This is a genomic window from Collinsella sp. AF25-2LB (assembly GCF_003458415.1).
Lineage (GTDB): Bacteria > Actinomycetota > Coriobacteriia > Coriobacteriales > Coriobacteriaceae > Collinsella.
Window position 1 is genome coordinate 79,600 of record NZ_QRUF01000001.1, and the last position, 15,890, is coordinate 95,489.

20 protein-coding genes and 1 pseudogene are annotated in these 15,890 nt (G+C 60.6%); all 21 read left to right on the forward strand.

The window, feature by feature from the left end:
• Window positions 1–19 precede the first annotated feature (19 nt).
• The 21 genes and pseudogenes from fabG (at window position 20) to rplX (ending at window position 15,530) form a co-directional block, all read left to right on the forward strand.
• On the forward strand, window positions 20–793 hold the full coding sequence (gene fabG, locus DWY51_RS00380; RefSeq protein ID WP_117769359.1) for a 3-oxoacyl-[acyl-carrier-protein] reductase: 774 nt from the start codon (window positions 20–22) through the stop codon (window positions 791–793).
• Between the two features lie 39 nt (window positions 794–832).
• A complete protein-coding gene (gene fabF, locus DWY51_RS00385; RefSeq protein WP_117769361.1) occupies window positions 833–2,080 on the forward strand; it encodes a beta-ketoacyl-ACP synthase II in 1,248 nt (415 codons plus the stop codon).
• 3 nt (window positions 2,081–2,083) lie between these two features.
• Window positions 2,084–2,560 carry an acetyl-CoA carboxylase biotin carboxyl carrier protein gene (gene accB, locus DWY51_RS00390; RefSeq protein ID WP_117769363.1) on the forward strand — a complete coding sequence of 159 codons (477 nt, stop codon included), beginning with the start codon at window positions 2,084–2,086 and terminating at the stop codon, window positions 2,558–2,560.
• A 9-nt stretch (window positions 2,561–2,569) separates the two neighbouring features.
• The gene (fabZ, locus tag DWY51_RS00395) at window positions 2,570–2,992 is read left to right on the forward strand and encodes a 3-hydroxyacyl-ACP dehydratase FabZ (RefSeq protein WP_117769365.1); all 423 of its coding nucleotides are present in this window, start codon (window positions 2,570–2,572) and stop codon (window positions 2,990–2,992) included.
• Between the two features lie 10 nt (window positions 2,993–3,002).
• Window positions 3,003–4,346: an acetyl/propionyl/methylcrotonyl-CoA carboxylase subunit alpha gene (locus DWY51_RS00400; RefSeq protein WP_117769367.1), complete on the forward strand. Its 1,344-nt coding sequence runs from the start codon at window positions 3,003–3,005 to the stop codon at window positions 4,344–4,346.
• Complete coding sequence (gene accD / locus DWY51_RS00405; protein WP_117769369.1) at window positions 4,333–6,057, forward strand: acetyl-CoA carboxylase, carboxyltransferase subunit beta; 1,725 nt, start codon at window positions 4,333–4,335, stop codon at window positions 6,055–6,057. Before DWY51_RS00400 ends, accD begins: the two co-directional genes overlap by 14 nt.
• 40 nt (window positions 6,058–6,097) lie before the next feature.
• On the forward strand, window positions 6,098–7,312 hold the full coding sequence (locus tag DWY51_RS00410) for a PTS fructose transporter subunit IIB (RefSeq protein ID WP_117769371.1): 1,215 nt from the start codon (window positions 6,098–6,100) through the stop codon (window positions 7,310–7,312).
• Between the two features lie 149 nt (window positions 7,313–7,461).
• Complete coding sequence (locus DWY51_RS00415; RefSeq protein ID WP_117769373.1) at window positions 7,462–8,616, forward strand: cation diffusion facilitator family transporter; 1,155 nt, start codon at window positions 7,462–7,464, stop codon at window positions 8,614–8,616.
• Between the two features lie 39 nt (window positions 8,617–8,655).
• Entirely contained in the window at window positions 8,656–9,282 is a 627-nt protein-coding gene (locus tag DWY51_RS00420) for a histidine phosphatase family protein (protein ID WP_158556874.1), read from the forward strand.
• Window positions 9,283–9,741: 459 nt separating this feature from the next.
• A complete protein-coding gene (rplC, locus tag DWY51_RS00425; RefSeq protein WP_035137484.1) occupies window positions 9,742–10,362 on the forward strand; it encodes a 50S ribosomal protein L3 in 621 nt (206 codons plus the stop codon).
• Between the two features lie 46 nt (window positions 10,363–10,408).
• Window positions 10,409–11,035: a 50S ribosomal protein L4 gene (rplD, locus tag DWY51_RS00430; protein ID WP_006235032.1), complete on the forward strand. Its 627-nt coding sequence runs from the start codon at window positions 10,409–10,411 to the stop codon at window positions 11,033–11,035.
• A complete protein-coding gene (rplW, locus tag DWY51_RS00435; RefSeq protein ID WP_022094197.1) occupies window positions 11,036–11,323 on the forward strand; it encodes a 50S ribosomal protein L23 in 288 nt (95 codons plus the stop codon).
• Window positions 11,324–11,502: 179 nt separating this feature from the next.
• Window positions 11,503–12,333 (forward strand): 50S ribosomal protein L2, encoded by an 831-nt coding sequence (gene rplB / locus DWY51_RS00440; protein ID WP_055250219.1) that lies wholly within the window; start codon window positions 11,503–11,505, stop codon window positions 12,331–12,333.
• A 32-nt stretch (window positions 12,334–12,365) separates the two neighbouring features.
• Window positions 12,366–12,626 (forward strand): 30S ribosomal protein S19, encoded by a 261-nt coding sequence (gene rpsS / locus DWY51_RS00445; protein ID WP_006235035.1) that lies wholly within the window; start codon window positions 12,366–12,368, stop codon window positions 12,624–12,626.
• Window positions 12,627–12,640: 14 nt separating this feature from the next.
• Window positions 12,641–13,012: a 50S ribosomal protein L22 gene (rplV, locus tag DWY51_RS00450; RefSeq protein ID WP_006235036.1), complete on the forward strand. Its 372-nt coding sequence runs from the start codon at window positions 12,641–12,643 to the stop codon at window positions 13,010–13,012.
• A gap of 6 nt (window positions 13,013–13,018) precedes the next feature.
• The gene (gene rpsC / locus DWY51_RS00455) at window positions 13,019–13,729 is read left to right on the forward strand and encodes a 30S ribosomal protein S3 (protein WP_006235037.1); all 711 of its coding nucleotides are present in this window, start codon (window positions 13,019–13,021) and stop codon (window positions 13,727–13,729) included.
• Window positions 13,729–14,124 (forward strand): annotated as a pseudogene (rplP, locus tag DWY51_RS00460) (50S ribosomal protein L16); the annotation flags it as partial. The gene rpsC and the pseudogene rplP, both read left to right, overlap by 1 nt.
• Window positions 14,125–14,231: 107 nt before the next feature.
• The gene (gene rpmC / locus DWY51_RS00465; protein WP_006235039.1) at window positions 14,232–14,447 is read left to right on the forward strand and encodes a 50S ribosomal protein L29; all 216 of its coding nucleotides are present in this window, start codon (window positions 14,232–14,234) and stop codon (window positions 14,445–14,447) included.
• 16 nt (window positions 14,448–14,463) lie between these two features.
• A complete protein-coding gene (gene rpsQ, locus DWY51_RS00470) occupies window positions 14,464–14,724 on the forward strand; it encodes a 30S ribosomal protein S17 (protein ID WP_006235040.1) in 261 nt (86 codons plus the stop codon).
• A 118-nt stretch (window positions 14,725–14,842) separates the two neighbouring features.
• On the forward strand, window positions 14,843–15,211 hold the full coding sequence (gene rplN / locus DWY51_RS00475; RefSeq protein ID WP_006235041.1) for a 50S ribosomal protein L14: 369 nt from the start codon (window positions 14,843–14,845) through the stop codon (window positions 15,209–15,211).
• 13 nt (window positions 15,212–15,224) lie between these two features.
• Window positions 15,225–15,530, forward strand: coding sequence for a 50S ribosomal protein L24 (gene rplX / locus DWY51_RS00480; protein ID WP_006235043.1), 306 nt, complete (start codon window positions 15,225–15,227; stop codon window positions 15,528–15,530).
• Window positions 15,531–15,890: the final 360 nt, after the last annotated feature.

Sequence of the window (15,890 nt, forward strand, 5' to 3'; positions counted from 1 at the left end):
GTAACCCGAAAGGAATGACATGGGCAATTTGAACAACGGCACGCTCGAGCGCAACGACTTACGTCGCGTGGCACTGGTCACGGGCGGCTCGCGTGGTATCGGCCGCGCTTGTGCGGTTGGCCTGGCGGAGGACGGCTTTGATATCGCCGTCGTCTATGCCGGTAGCGTCGATGCGGCGCGCGAGACGTGCGAAGCCTGCGAGGCCGCTGGTGCCACAGCTCGCGCGTATCAATGCGATGTGGCCGACCCCGATGCCGTCAATGCGTGCATTGAGGCCGTGCTCAACGACTTTGGTTCGATTTGGGCGCTCGTCAACAACGCCGGTATCACCCGCGATGGCCTGCTCGTGCGCATGGGCGACGATGCCTTCGACCGCGTGCTCGATGTCAATCTCAAGGGCACGTTCAATGCGACGCGCGCGCTCACCAAGACCTTTATGCGCCAGCGCGGCGGCTGCGTCGTCAACATGAGCTCGGTCGTGGGCCTGATTGGCAATGCCGGGCAAGCCAACTACGCTGCCTCCAAGGCGGGCGTGATCGGCCTGACCAAGGCGGTGGCGCGCGAGCTTGCGCCCCGCGGCGTACGAGTGAACGCGGTCGCCCCCGGGTTTGTCGAGACGGATATGACGGCAAAGCTCTCGGAGAAGGTGCGTGCGGCAACCGAGGAGCAGATTCCCCTTAAGCGTATGGCGCAGCCCGAGGAGGTGGCCGGTGTGGTGCGCTTTTTAGTGAGCGATGCGGCTGCTTACATTACGGGCGAAGTCATACGCGTCGACGGCGGAATGGCGATGTAGAAACCAGAGCCACACAACAGCTTGGATGAGGAGACCATGATGGAACAGAGAGTTGCAATCACCGGCATCGGTGCCGTATCGCCGCTCGGCAACACCGCGCTTGCCACCTGGGCGGCCATGTGCGCCGGCACGTGCGGCATCGGTCCGATCACGCACTTTGATACCGATGCATTTGCCGTCAAGGTGGCGGCCGAGGTCAAGGGTTTTGACGGCAATGAGTACTTTGGCAAGCATGACGCCAAGCATCTCGACCCCTGTGTTCAGTTTGCGATGGCGGCGTCGGACGAGGCCATGCACGATGCGGGCTTTGATGTCGAAGGCGCCATCGATCGCGAGCGCTTGGGCGTCTACGTGGGCTCGGGCGTGGGCGGCATGCAGACGCTTGTCGACAACGTCCACACGATTGCCGATCGCGGGCCTCGTCGCGCATCGCCCTACATGATCGCGATGATGATCCCCAACATGGCTTCGGGCAACATCGCGATTCGCCATAAGGCAAAGGGCCCGACCCTGCCCGTGGTGACCGCGTGCGCAACCTCGGCCCATGCGGTGGGTGAGGCGTTCCGCGCCATCAAGCACGGCTATGCCGATGCAATCCTGGCCGGCGGCGCCGAGGCCGCCATTATCCCCGATGCCGTTGCGGGCTTTACGTCCTGCCGCGCATTGACCACCAACCCCGATCCCGCGACGGCTTGTCGCCCGTTCGATGCAGACCGCGACGGCTTTGTGATGGGCGAGGGCGCCTGCGTGCTCGTGCTCGAGGGTATGGAGCACGCACAGGCTCGCGGTGCGCACATTTACGCCGAGGTCGTGGGCTACGGCAACACCGATGACGCCTACCACATCACGAGTCCCGACCCGGACGCGGCAGGTATCGCCCGTGCGATATCGTTGGCGGTGGCCGAGGGCGACGTTAAGCCTTCCGAGGGCCTCTACATCAACGCCCACGGCACCTCGACCAAGCTCAACGATTCGTCCGAGACTGCGGGCATCAAACGAGCGCTCGGCGAGGACGCGGCGCGCGCCGCACATGTCTCGTCGACCAAGTCGATGACCGGCCACATGATCGGTGCCACGGGCGCCATCGAGGTCATGGCCTGTGCCATGGCGCTCGAGCAGGGTGTGGTGCCGCCGACCATTAACTACCACACGCCCGATCCCGCCTGCGATCTTGACTACACGCCCAATCGCGCGGTTCGCGCCGACCTTACCTGGGCGCTTTCGACCAATCTGGGCTTTGGCGGACACAATGCCGCCATCGCGCTGCGTAGATATGCAAGGAGCTAGAGCATGGATTCCAAAAGACTTGCTGAGATAGCTGATGTTATGGAGGACCGCGGCCTCACGCGCGTGCGCGTTGAGGAGCCCGATGGCACCGCGGTCGAACTCGAGCGCGCGAGCGCCGCGCGGCCGGTTGCCGTGCCCATGCCTATGCCGGGTGCCGTGACTGCTCCGGCGGTGGCTCCTGTCGCCATGCCTGCCGCCGCACCGGAGCCCGCCGCGCAGGCGCCTGCCGCCGCACCGGAGCCCAAGGGCACCGAGGTGACCGCTCCCATGGTCGGCGTTTTCTATGCTGCCCCGGCGCCGGGCGACGAGCCGTTTGTGCACGTGGGCTCCAAGGTCAAGGCCGGCGAGACCCTCTGCATCATCGAGGCCATGAAGGTTCTCAACGAGGTGACGGCAGAGGCGGATGGCGAGGTACTCGAGATCTGCGTGGCCGACGGCGACCTCGTGGAGTTTGGCAGCTGCCTCATGAGGATCGGATAGGTGATATCCATGAACAAAGAAGAGCTCAAGAAACTGTTGCCGCATCGCGAGCCGATGCTTTTGCTCGACGAAGCCGAGCTGGTGGGCAACGAGGCCCACGGCAAGATCACGATTACGGGCGACGAGTACTTTTTGCAGGGGCATTTTCCGGGAAACCCGGTCGTCCCCGGCGTGATTCAGTGCGAGATGCTCGCCCAGAACTGCTGCGTGCTGCTGATGGGCGATGAGGAAGCTCGCGGTGCGACACCGTTCTACACGAGTCTGGACAAGGTGCGCTTTAAGCGTCCGGTGCGCCCGGGCGACACGGTAGATCTGGTGTGCTCCATCACGCGTGCGCGCGGGCCGTTCCGCTTTGCGACGGGTACTGCGAGCGTCAACGGTGAGGTTTGCTGTCGCGCCGATATGTCTTTTGCACTCATGCACGAAAGTTAAGGAAGGCTTCATGTTCGACAAAGTGCTCATCGCCAACCGCGGCGAGGTCGCGGTCCGTGTTATCCGCGCGTGCCGCGATATGGGCATCAAGACCGTCGCCGTCTACTCCACGGCCGATGCGGACGCGCTGCACGTGCAGCTTGCCGACGAGGCGTATTGCATCGGCGGCCCGCGTCTTGCCGAGAGCTACCTCAACGACGATGCCGTGCTCACCTGTGCCGTAAAGTCGGGAGCTAAGGCAATTCATCCCGGTTATGGCTTCTTTTCCGAGAAGGCGAGCTTCGTGCGCGACTGCGACAAGTATGGCCTGGCGTTTGTCGGTCCTTCGGCCGAGGTGATCGACAGCATGGGCGACAAGGACGCCGCGCGTCGAACGGCTGCCGCGGCGGACGTGCCCATCGTGCCGGGCTGTGATTTGCTCAAAAGCCCCGAGGAGGCAACGGCCGAGGCCGAGCGCATTGGCTGCCCCGTGCTTATTAAGGCGCGTGCAGGTGGTGGCGGTCGCGGCATTCGCAAGGTCGAGCGCGTGGAAGATGCGGCAAAGGCGTTCATCGAGGCGCGTGCCGAGGGGGAAGCCGTTTTTGGCGACGGCGAGTGCTACATGGAGAAGTTCGTCGCGCCGGCGCACCACGTTGAGGTGCAGATTATGGCCGATAAGCAGGGCCATGTGTTTTCGCTCGGCGAGCGTGAGTGCTCGGTGCAGCGCCGCAACCAAAAGCTAATCGAGGAGAGCCCCGCGCCGTGCCTCGACGGACACGACGACATTCGTGCTCGCATGCACAAGGCAGCGCGTGACCTGGCTCGTGCCGTCGGCTACGAAGGAGCCGGTACCATCGAGTTCCTGTATTCGGACGACGGCAATTTCTACTTTATGGAAATGAACACGCGCTTGCAGGTGGAGCATCCGGTTACGGAGTTTGTGACCGATACCGACTTGGTCAAGTGGCAGCTGCGCGTGGCGGCCGGCCAGCCCCTGCCCTTTGAGCAGGAGGACGTACCGGTCCGCAACCACGCCATGGAGTGCCGCATCAATGCCGAAACGCCGGACTTTCTGCCGTCATGCGGAACGGTCACCGCGTTGCGTGTGCCGGGTGGTCCGCGCGTGCGCTGGGATTCCGCCATGTTTACCGGTGCGAAAGTCCCGCCGTACTACGATTCCATGCTCGGCAAGCTCATCGTGTGTGCGCCCACGCGCGACGGCGCCATTCGCAAGATGCGCTCGGCCCTGGGCGAGCTCGTGATTGAGGGCGTGAGCGAAAACAGCGAGCTTCAGCTCGACGTGCTGGCAAACGATGAGTTCTTGTCGGGCATGTACCACACCGATCTGATGGGGCATCTCTATGCTGATGAATAGAAAAGCGAAGACGGTCAACGTCCTCGAGGGGCCGATGACCGAGTCGTGCGCCGAGTTTCCCGCGCGCCACGTATTTATCAAGTGTCCGGAGTGCCGCCGCGTGATCGATGAGGCACGCCTGCACGACAACCTTGAGGTCTGCCCTCGTTGCGGCAAACACTTTCGCGTGAGCGGTCGCGCGCGCATGCGCATGACGGTCGACGAGGGCACGTTTGAGGAATGGGATGCCAATCTGGCGTCGGAGGACTTCCTTTCGTTTCCCGGCTATGCCGATAAGCTCAAGGGCGCGCTCGAGCGTTCGGGCGAGCGCGATGCCGTTGTGTGCGGCAGGGGCAAAATCTGCGGTTGCGATACGGCACTCTTCTTTATGGACGCCAACTTTATGATGGGCTCGATGGGCTCCGTGGTGGGCGAGAAGATCTGTCGTGTCTTTGAGCGCGCGGCCGAGTTGGGGCTGCCGGTCGTTGGCTTTACCGTATCGGGCGGCGCCCGCATGCAGGAGGGCGTGACCTCGCTCATGCAGATGGCCAAGATTTCTGCGGCGGTTAGGCGCCACAGCGAGGCGGGCGGCCTGTATATCACGGTGCTCACCGATCCCACGACCGGAGGTGTAACCGCGAGCTTTGCCATGGAGGGCGACATTATCCTGGCCGAGCCCGATGCCCTGACGGCATTTGCCGGCCCGCGCGTGATCGAGCAGAACATGCACAAGCGTCTGCCCAAGGGATTCCAGCGTTCCGAGTTTTTGCTGGAGCACGGCTTTTGCGATGCCGTTGTTCCGCGTGGTGAGATTGCGCTCACGGTAGGCGAGCTGCTGGCGCTGCACGAAGGGCACGCGCCCGGCCTGGGGGCACCGCATGAGATCGTGCATACGGGTCGTCGCGACAAAAAGCTGGGACACTTGTTTAAGCGCTCGGCCGCACCAAAAAGCGCGCTCGAAATCGTCAAACAGACTCGCTCGGCGAACCGCGCCACGGCAGGCGAGATGATCTCGTTGGGTCTCGACGGATTCGTAGAGCTGCACGGCGACCGCTACTTTGGCGACGATGCTGCCGTGGTGGGCGGCATCGGCTGGAAAGACGGGCGACCCGTGACGGTTATCGCCATCGAGCGCGGTACCACGACCAAAGAGCGCATGCGTCGCAACTTTGGTATGGCACATCCCGAGGGCTACCGCAAGGCACGTCGCCTGATGCACCAAGCCGAGAAATTTGGTCGGCCGGTTCTGTGCCTGGTTGATACTTCGGGCGCGTTTTGCGGCATCGGTGCCGAGGAGCGCGGCCAGGGCGAGGCGATTGCCCGGAATCTCATGGAGATGAGCGGCCTTAAGACGCCGATTGTCTCGGTGGTGACAGGCGAGGGCGGCTCTGGTGGCGCGCTGGCGCTGTCCGTGGCCGACCGCATCCTGATGCTCTCGAGCTCGGCCTATTCGGTCGTGAGCCCCGAGGCCTGTGCGTCGATCCTGTGGAAGGATACCGAGCGCGCGAATGAGGCCGCTGAGGCGCTTAAGCTCACGGCCCCCGATCTGTTGGCGCTCGGCATCATCGACGGCATTGTTGACGATAGGGGCCTGTCGCATGAGGAGATCGCCGGTGTCGTCATGTCCTCGGCATTTGATGCCTTCGATACGCTTGGGCAGCTCGACGACGCGACCCTCACAAACCTCCGCTACGAAAAGTACCGCGCAATCGGTCAGTACCGCACGATGTGACAAAGGGACAGTCCGCATGTCACATTGGGAAAGGCGTTCCATGTCACAAGTTTCTAACACCTCGTTTACAACGACGGTTTCATCAAACGCCATGGCCGTGGTGGACTATCTGTCCAAAAGCATGATGTCGGCGTTGCCGTTTATTGTCTGCGCGGCGCTGTTCCGCACCGTTGCCGTCATTATGGGCGAAGGCATGCTTGGTCTATGGCCTGCCGATTCCGAAATCTATCGCCTGTTTTACAGCTGGCTGTATAACGCTGGCTATTACTTTTTGCCCATCTATCTTGGTTGGGCCGCTGCCCGCCAGCTCGGTTGCTCGGAGCAGCTGGGCATGATGCTGGGCGGCGTATTGATTGTGCCCGATCTGCTTAAGCTCGTTGATGCCGCATCGACGACGGGGGCATCGATGACTTTCGTGTATGGTCTACTTCCCGCGCCGGTCAACGATTACACGACGACTGTTATTCCGGTTCTCATCTCGGTGCCCGTGCTATGGCAGGTGGAGCGTTTCTTTAAGCGCACTATCCCTCAGGCTGTGGCGTTTTCTTTTGTACCGTTTGCAACCATGCTTGTCATGGTTCCGGTGTCGCTGTGTGTTACGGCGCCGGCAGGCAGCTATCTGGGCATGCTGTTGGGACAGCTTATGTTTATGCTTGGCAATTCCGGTGGCATCGTGTCGCTGCTCACGCTCATGGGGCTTGCCGCGGGCTGGGAGTTTCTTAAGATCGCGGGTGTCAGCAACGTTGTCCTATCGCTCGCCTATGCGCAGTTTATGAGTGTGGGAACGGATTCGTGCATCCTGATCGCCGCGACGATGGCAACGTTCGCCGTTTGGGGTATGCCCTTTGGCGCGTCGCTCCGCGTTGCGGATAAGGACGAGAAGGCGCTCATGCTGGGCTATTCAATCTCGGGTATTCTTGGCGGCGTAAGCGAGCCAGCGCTGTACGGATGCGGCTTTAAATATGGCAGGTGTCTGACGTGCATGGCCATTGGCGGTGCCGTCGGAGGCCTTGTTGCGGCCGTGGGCCACGTTACGGCCTATACCATCGGCATGACGAATGTCCTCATGGTCATTGGCTTTGCCACGGGCGGCATCTCGAACCTGCTGTGGTGCTGTGCTGCCGGCGGTGTGGCATTTGCGGTGTCTGGGGCGCTGAGCTACTGCTTTGGCGTGGTGCCGGCGAAGGGGCAGACGACGGGGGACGGAGCTGATTCACCCGAAACCTCGAAGAGCGTGGCCGAAGCAAGCGCATAAACCCGTGCGACAAAGGGCGATTTCTTTGTCATGTTCCAAGGTCGTGGCCCGTGTGGGTTGCGGCCTTTTTGTATCTGTGGGGCAAAGTGGCTACACTACAATCCGTTTGAGCAATAGATATATAGGTAGTACCGTGGGGGCGGATATAGATGGTTGAGTGGATTGTTCGTCGTGCGCAGGGCGACCGTGCGCGCGTGGGCACGTTGACGGGCGTGGTGTGTATTCTCGCCAATGTTGCGCTTTGTGCTGCGAAGGGCGTAATTGGCGTGCTGTCGGGATCGGTTTCGATCGTGGCGGATGCCATGAACAACCTGTCCGATGCCAGCTCGAATATCGTGAGCGTGCTGGGCTTTAGGCTGGCGAGCAAGCCGGCCGACCCCGAGCATCCTTACGGACATGGCCGCTACGAGTATCTCTCGGGTCTGGTCGTGGCGGCACTCGTACTGCTGATCGGCCTTGAGCTTATCAAGTCCTCGGTCGAGCGCGTCATCCATCCCGAACCTGTCGAGTTCTCGCTTGCCCTGGTGGCAGTCTTGGCACTTTCGATGGTTGTAAAGCTGTGGATGGCGGTCCTCAACCAAAAGCTCGGCGATCGCATTGAGTCCGAGACGCTGCATGCGACCGCGCAGGATTCCAAGAACGATGTTCTTGCTACGGGCGCCGTGTTAGCGTGCGCAATTGTTTCGCAGGTGACGCACATCAATCTTGACGCATGGGTCGGCCTTGCCGTTGGCGCCTATATTGGCTGGAGTGGTTTTGAGCTTATCCAAGATACGGTGAGCCCGCTTTTGGGCCAGGCGCCCGATCCCAGGCTGGTCAAACATATCCGAGACAAGATCATGAGCTACCCCGGCGTTTTGGGCGTTCACGATTTGATGGTTCACGACTACGGCCCGGGCAGGAAGTTCGCAACCGCTCACGCCGAGATGGCAGCCGAGGTTAGCCCCTTGGAAAGCCACGACACACTCGACAACATCGAGCAGTCGTTTCGGAACGAAGACGGCATGATCGTCACGCTCCATTACGACCCCATCGTGACCGACGACCCCAAGGTGGCGAGCATGCGCTTGCGCATTAACGCCATGGCACAGGAGATCGATAGTCGCCTCTCGATTCATGACCTACGTTGTGTGCCGGGTCCTACGCACACCAATGTGATTTTTGATTGCGTGCGACCCTCGGATCTGGGCATGGGCGCCGATGAGCTCAAACGTGCATTGGCCCAGAAGGTCGAATCCGAATATCCCAAGTCGATTGCCAAGATAACGATTGATGAAGACTACGTAGGCCATACCCACGAGTAGGGCTGTGCTGGCAAAGCAATGTATACAGAAGGGGAGAACATGAAAAGGCTGTATCTGCTCCGCCATGGCCAGACGGAATTCAACGTCAAAAAGCTGGTCCAGGGCCGCTGTGATTCACCGTTGACCGACCTAGGCCGCAAACAAGCGGGGATGGCGGCCGCATGGCTCAAGGGCCACGACGTCGTCCCGGACAAAGTGGTCTCATCGCCCTTAGGCCGAGCTATGGACACGGCAAGTCTCGTCGCAACCGAACTCCTCGGCCCGGACGCCGCGGTCGAGCCCTGCGAAGGCATCATCGAGCGCAGCTACGGTACCTTCGAAGAAGGCCCTCACGACGTCCTGCCCACCGACGTCTGGGACCCCGGCGAGGACCTGGTTCCATTTGGCGGAGAAGGAAGCCATGCCCTGCAGGAGCGCATGGTAGGCACCCTCACCAATCTCATGGGCGCCGAGGGCATCGAAACCCTCCTAGCAGTAAGCCACGGCAGCGCCAGCCGCCAATTCATCAAGGCTGCAGCCCCAGAGGGCTTCGAGCTCCCAACAAAACTCCCCAACTGCGCCATCATGATCTTCGATTTCGATGAGGCAAAGCCACAAGCAGAAGGCGAGCCTCATCAATGTAAGTTCACCCTCCAGCAAATAGTGGACCCCCAACAAAGGCATTAGCCTGAGCGAGCAAGGTTTAGCAGACATCAACGTGGCGTTCACAGTGTGCGGCGGAGGGGGCGGGCCTGAGACATATTAAGGTTGCTGCTCTACAGTCCTGCTCACGACGGAGAGCACATTAAGTGCTCTCCTGTTCGTGCGGAACTCGCGACAACCTTAATATGTCTCAGGCCCGCCCCCTCCGCCGCACACTGGGAACGTGCCACGCACTTTACCTGCGTAAACAATGTGAGTGAAATATGAATCTCGATGGATACGCCCGCAGCCGTGTATACTAAACAGCTGTGTGTAACCAGGGGAGTATTCTGGCTGGACAAAATGCCTGCTTAATAGGGTTGTCAGGTAGTCCGGGCGAAATACAAGGCTGGGGAGCACGTCGTGTAAGTAGTGGTCCTCTAGGGGCGTACGCTCGGTGGTGTACGCATTGTCCCAAGACCACGCGAGAGTTGGGATCATATCTTGATCAGCATGATTCTCGGCCGCAAGATTGGCATGACCCAGGTTTGGGACGAGGACGACAACGTCGTTCCCGTCACGGTCATCCAGGCTGGCCCCTGCGCTGTCTCGCAGGTTAAAACTCAGGCAACCGACGGCTATGACGCCGTCCAGATCGGTTTCGGCGACATCAAGGCCAAGAACGTGAACAAGCCCATGGCTGGTCACTTCGCCAAGGCCGGCGTCGAGCCTGTCCGCTTCCTTCGTGAGGTCCGCGTCGAGAACGGCGAGGAGCACAAGGTCGGCGAGGTCGTCACCGTCGCTGATTTCGCTGATGTCGAGAAGGTCGACGTCATCGGTACCTCCAAGGGTAAGGGCTTCCAGGGTCGCATCAAGCGCTGGGGTCAGCGCCGCGGTCCTATGACGCATGGTTCTCACTTCCAGCGTCACCCCGGTTCTATCGGTCAGTGCGCCTATCCTGCGCGCGTCCTCAAGGGCGTCAAGATGGCCGGTCACATGGGTAACGAGCGCGTTACCGTCAAGAACCTTTCCGTTGTCCGCATCGATGCCGAGCAGAACCTCATCTTGGTCAAGGGCGCTGTCCCGGGTGCCAAGAATGGTCTCGTCGCCATCCGTATGGCCTAAGGGCCCAGCCCATTTAGCCCAGCGTCATACCAAGGAGAACACTTAAATGGCAAAGTTTGAAGTAAAGAACAGCGAGGGCAAGAAGGTCGCCGAGGCCGAGCTCGCCGCTGAGGTGTACGGCATCGAGCCGAACATCCACGTTATGCACCACATCGTCAAGTGCCAGATGGCCTCTTGGCGTCAGGGCACCCAGTCTGCTAAGGGTCGCTCTGAGGTTTCCGGTGGCGGCAAGAAGCCTTGGCGTCAGAAGGGCACCGGCCGTGCCCGCCAGGGTTCCATCCGTGCTGCCCAGTGGCGTCACGGTGGCGTCGTCTTCGCCCCCAAGCCCCGTTCCTACGCTAAGCGTATGAACAACAAGGAGGTCAAGCTGGCTATGCGCTCCGCGCTGTCCGCCAAGCTGGCCGATGGCGAGCTCGTGCTCGTTGACGACTACGGCTTCGAGAAGCCTTCCACCAAGGCTGCCGTCGCCATGCTCAAGGCTCTCGGCCTTGAGGGCAAGCGTCTGACCATCATCGTTCGCGATGAGGACGTCAACGCCTACCTGTCGTTCCGCAACATTCCCAAGACGTTCATCATCACCGCTGACGAGGCCAACACCTACGATCTCGTCAACAACAACGCTGTGCTGATGCCCGCCGACATCGCCGCTCACTTCGGGGAGGTGCTTGCATAAATGACCGCCCACGAGATCATCATCCGTCCGATCGTGTCCGAGCGTTCCTTCTCCGGCATGGAGCTGAACAAGTACACGTTCGAGGTCGCCAAGGATGCTAACAAGTATCAGATCAAGGACGCTGTCGAGGAGATCTTCGGCGTCAAGGTCGTTCGCGTGAACACCCTGACGGTCAAGCCCAAGACCAAGCGCGTGCGCTATGTCGCCGGCAAGACCCGTTCTTGGAAGAAGGCCATCGTCACGCTGGCCGAGGGCGACACCATCGAGGTCTTTGGCAACCAGGCCTAAGACTCGCTGCTGTTGAGTGAGCTCATGCCTCCCAAATAGGGGAGGCGAGAGCTCAAGGTTTTGGGCGTATAAAATGGACACGCCCGGAGCCGTGTATACGTCCGGTGTCATCGCACCCGAGGCAGAACCTCGAATCCCTGTCTGCGATGGCTAACGGATTCCTATTGAAAGGGATTGTAATGGCTGTAAAGCACCTTAAGCCGACCTCCGCTGGTAGGCGTTGGCAGACGATCTCCGACTTCTCCGAAATCACCTGCACCAAGCCCGAGAAGTCTCTTCTCGAGCCCCTGCCCAAGAAGGCCGGTCGTAACAACAACGGCCGCATCACCACCCGCCACCAGGGCGGCGGCGTGAAGCGTCGTTACCGCGTGATCGACTTCAAGCGCAACAAGGACGGCGTGCCCGCCAAGGTTGCCACGATCGAGTACGATCCGAACCGTTCCGCTCGCATCGCTCTGCTGCACTACGCTGACGGTGAGAAGCGCTACATCCTGGCCCCCAAGGGCCTCGAGGTCGGTCAGACCATCATGTCCGGTTCTGACGCCGACATCAAGCCGGGCAACGCTCTGCCCCTCGCCGACATCCCCGTCGGTACGCTCATCCACGCCGTCGAGTTCCAGCCGGGCAAGGGCGCCGCTATCGCCCGTTCCGCCGGTAACTCCTGCCAGCTGATGGGTAAGGAGGGCAAGTACGCTATCGTCCGTATGCCTTCCTCCGAGATGCGCCGCATCCTCGTTACCTGCCGCGCCACCGTCGGTGAGGTCGGCAATGCCGATCACGCCAACATCGTCATCGGCAAGGCCGGCCGTAAGCGTCACATGAACGTGCGCCCGACCGTCCGCGGTACCGTCATGAACCCTGTCGACCACCCGCACGGCGGTGGCGAGGGCAAGAACCACACCTCTGGTCGTCCCTCTGTTACCCCCTGGGGTAAGCCGACGAAGGGCCTTCGTACGCGCAAGAAGAAGAAGGTCTCGAACCAGCACATCATTCGTCGCCGTAAGAAGTAATTTCGGATACCGAGTTTTAGGAGAAAGCACTTATGAGCAGAAGTCTCAAAAAGGGCCCGTTCGTGGAGACTCGCCTTCTCTCGCGTATCACCGCGATGAACGAGGCTGGCAAGAAGGACGTCGTGAAGACCTGGTCCCGCGCGTCCACCATCTTCCCCGAGATGGTTGGTCACACCATCGCCGTCCACGACGGCCGCAAGCATGTGCCCGTGTATGTTACCGAGTCCATGGTTGGTCACAAGCTCGGCGAGTTCGCGCCGACTCGTACGTTCCGTGGCCACAAGGCCAAATAGGGGGTTAACCGTAAATGGCAACTAAGTCTATTGAAACTGAGGCCACCGAGGTTCGCGCCGTCGCTAAGTACGTGCGTGTTTCCCCCAGCAAGGCCCGCCTGGTGGTCGATCTGATCCGCCGCAAGCCTGTCGCTCAGGCCTTCGACATCCTCCACTTCTGCGACCGCGCCGTCGCCGTGGATGTCGAGAAGGTTCTCCGTTCCGCCGTTGCGAACGCCGAGAACAACAACGGTCTGCGTGCCGACAACCTGGTTGTCGCCGCTGCCTATGTTGACGAGGGTCCGACGCTTAAGCGCATCCGTCCCCGCGCCAAGGGTTCCGCTTCTCGCATTCTGAAGCGTACTTCCCACATCACCGTCGTCGTTGCTCCTCGAAAGGAGGCGTAAAGCTGTATGGGTCAGAAAGTCTACCCCACCGGCTTCCGTCTTGGCATCACCGAGAACTGGCGCTCCCGCTGGTTCGCAGAGAAGGATTACGCTAAGACCCTCGGTAACGATCTCGAGATCCGCAAGTACCTCGAGAAGCGTCTTTCCCGCGCAGCTGTCTCCCGCGTCGAGATCGAGCGCGCTGGCGACAAGGTGAAGGTCATCATCCTCACCGCTCGCCCCGGCGTTGTCATCGGTAAGAAGGGTGCCGAGATCGATACCCTCCGCACCGAGCTCGAGAAGGTCGCTGGCGTCTCCAAGGGCCAGCTCTCCGTCGACGTTGTCGAGATCAAGCGTCCCGAGCTCGACGCCAACCTCGTTGCTCAGTCCATCGCTGAGCAGCTCGAGGGCCGCGTTGCCTTCCGTCGCGCTATGCGCAAGGCTGTCCAGTCCGCCCGCAAGGCCGGCGCCAAGGGCATCCGTATCCAGTGCTCCGGTCGTCTCGGCGGTGCCGAGATGGGCCGTCGTGAGTGGTACCGCGAGGGTCGCGTGCCTCTGCACACCCTCCGTGCCAAGATCGACTACGGCACGGCTGTCGCCAGCACCACCATGGGTGCCTGTGGCGTGAAGGTCTGGATCTACCTGGGCGAGAAGCTCCCGGGCCAGCCTGTTCCCAACCCTGCACTCGAGGGCTCTTCCCGTCCTCGTCGTCGTAACTCCGAGAGGAGGGGTCAGTAGTGCTTGCCCCTAAGCGTATTCTTCACCGCAAGGTGCAGCGTGGCTCCATGAAGGGCCAGGCCAAGGGTAATACCGAGCTGCATTTCGGCGAGTTTGGTATCCAGGCTCTCGAGGCCCATTGGATCACCAACCGTCAGATCGAGGCCGCTCGTATTGCCATGACCCGCTACATGAAGCGTGGCGGTCGTGTCTACATCACGATCTTCCCCGATAAGCCCATCACCAAGAAGCCTGCCGAGACTCGCATGGGTTCTGGTAAGGGTAACCCCGAGGAGTGGGTGGCCGTCGTCAAGCCCGGCCGCATCATGTTCGAGGTCAAGGGCGTGCCCGAGGAGGTCGCTCGCGAGGCTCTGCGTCTTGCACAGCACAAGCTTCCCATCAAGACCAAGATTGTTGCTGCCAAGAACGCTGAGCAGCGCATCGAGAAGGAGATGGCTGAGGAGGCCGCTCTCGAGGCCAAGTGGGCTGCTGAGGACGCCGCCGCCGCCAAGGAGGAGAACTAATGAAGCCCGCAGAGATTCGTGAGCTCTCGGACGCTCAGCTCGTTGAGAAGCTGAAGGAAATGCGCGCCGAGCTCTTTAACCTTCGTTTCCAGATGGCCACCAGCCAGCTGGACAACACCGCTCGCGTCAACACCGTGAAGAAGGACATCGCTCGCGTCCTCACGGAGCAGCGCGCCCGTGAGATCGCAGCGGAGAAGTCCGCTGTCGCCGAGTAGGACCTAAGGAGAGAACATGACTGATTCGCGTAACTCGCGTAAGGTCCGTACGGGTGTCGTTACCTCCGTCTCCGGTGCCAAGACCATTGTTGTCACCATCACCGAGCGCAAGCGTCACCCCAAGTACGGCAAGATGATGACCAGCTCCAAGAAGCTGCACGCTCACGACGAGGAGTGCACGGCTGGCGTGGGCGACACCGTCCGCGTTATGGAGACCCGTCCTATGTCCAAGATGAAGCGTTGGCGCCTCATCGAGGTCGTCGAGCGCGCTAAATAAGCAGTCGCTCTTACGACTTGTACGTTTCCGAAGATGTGCGTATGCCTGGCTTGCATACCACGGGCCGTATAAAGGCTGCGCACCTCTCTTCGGTTCTTAGTTCGGAGGAACATCTACCATGATTCAGATGCAAACCATGCTGAACGTCGCCGACAACTCCGGCGCTCGCAAGATTCGCTGCATCAAGGTGCTTGGCGGTTCCAAGCGTCGTTATGCAGGCATCGGCGATGTGTTCATCGGTGCTGTCCAGGAGGCTACCCCTGGCGCCAACGTCAAGAAGAAGGACGTTGTCCGTTGCGTCGTCGTTCGTACCGTTAAGGAGATCCGCCGCAAGGATGGCTCCTACATTCGCTTTGATGAGAACGCCTGCGTTGTCATCAACAACGATGGTTCGCCCGTCGGCACCCGTATCTTCGGGCCCGTCGCTCGCGAGCTTCGTGACAAGAAGTACATGAAGATCGTCTCGCTCGCTCCCGAGACCCTGTAGTTAGGGGAGATATATGTATATCAAGAAGGGCGATAAGGTCCAGGTTCTCTCTGGTAAGGATCGCGGCAAGCAGGGCGTTGTCCTGCGTGCTCTCCCCGCCGAGAACAAGGTCGTTGTCGAGGGCGTTTCGGTCGTCAAGAAGGCCGTCAAGCCCAACGCTGCCAACCAGCAGGGCGGCATCGTTTCGCAGGAGGCTCCCATCGACGCCTCCAACGTCAATCTCGTTTGCCCCGAGTGCGGTAAGGTTACCCGCGTCGGTCACGAGAAGGACGGCAAGAACAAGCTGCGCGTCTGCAAGAAGTGCGGCCACAAGTTCTAAGCTGCCCGCAACAGTTAAGTTGCTAGCAAAGGCCCGGATGCCACGGCACCCGGGCCTTTTTTGATCCCTATTCATTGGGTACTCATTGGGGACAGGCTTAAATGAGTGATTGCGCGCACGAAGGCTGGCGTGACAGTTGGTCAGCTTGTGCGTTGCTGCGGACTCGGTGAGGCAACGGTTAAAAGGGCAACTGTTGGCTGGCGCGACGCCTCAAATGATCCGTTTTCCTCCGTCCCCAAGGGATCAGGTGATGCGTATTTGTGTGTAGTTACGTGCGTAGGATTGCGTGATTGTGCTTGTATATGCGCCATCTGCTGCTGAATTTTGACCATTTAGCGGTAATACACGCAGAAGCACGCA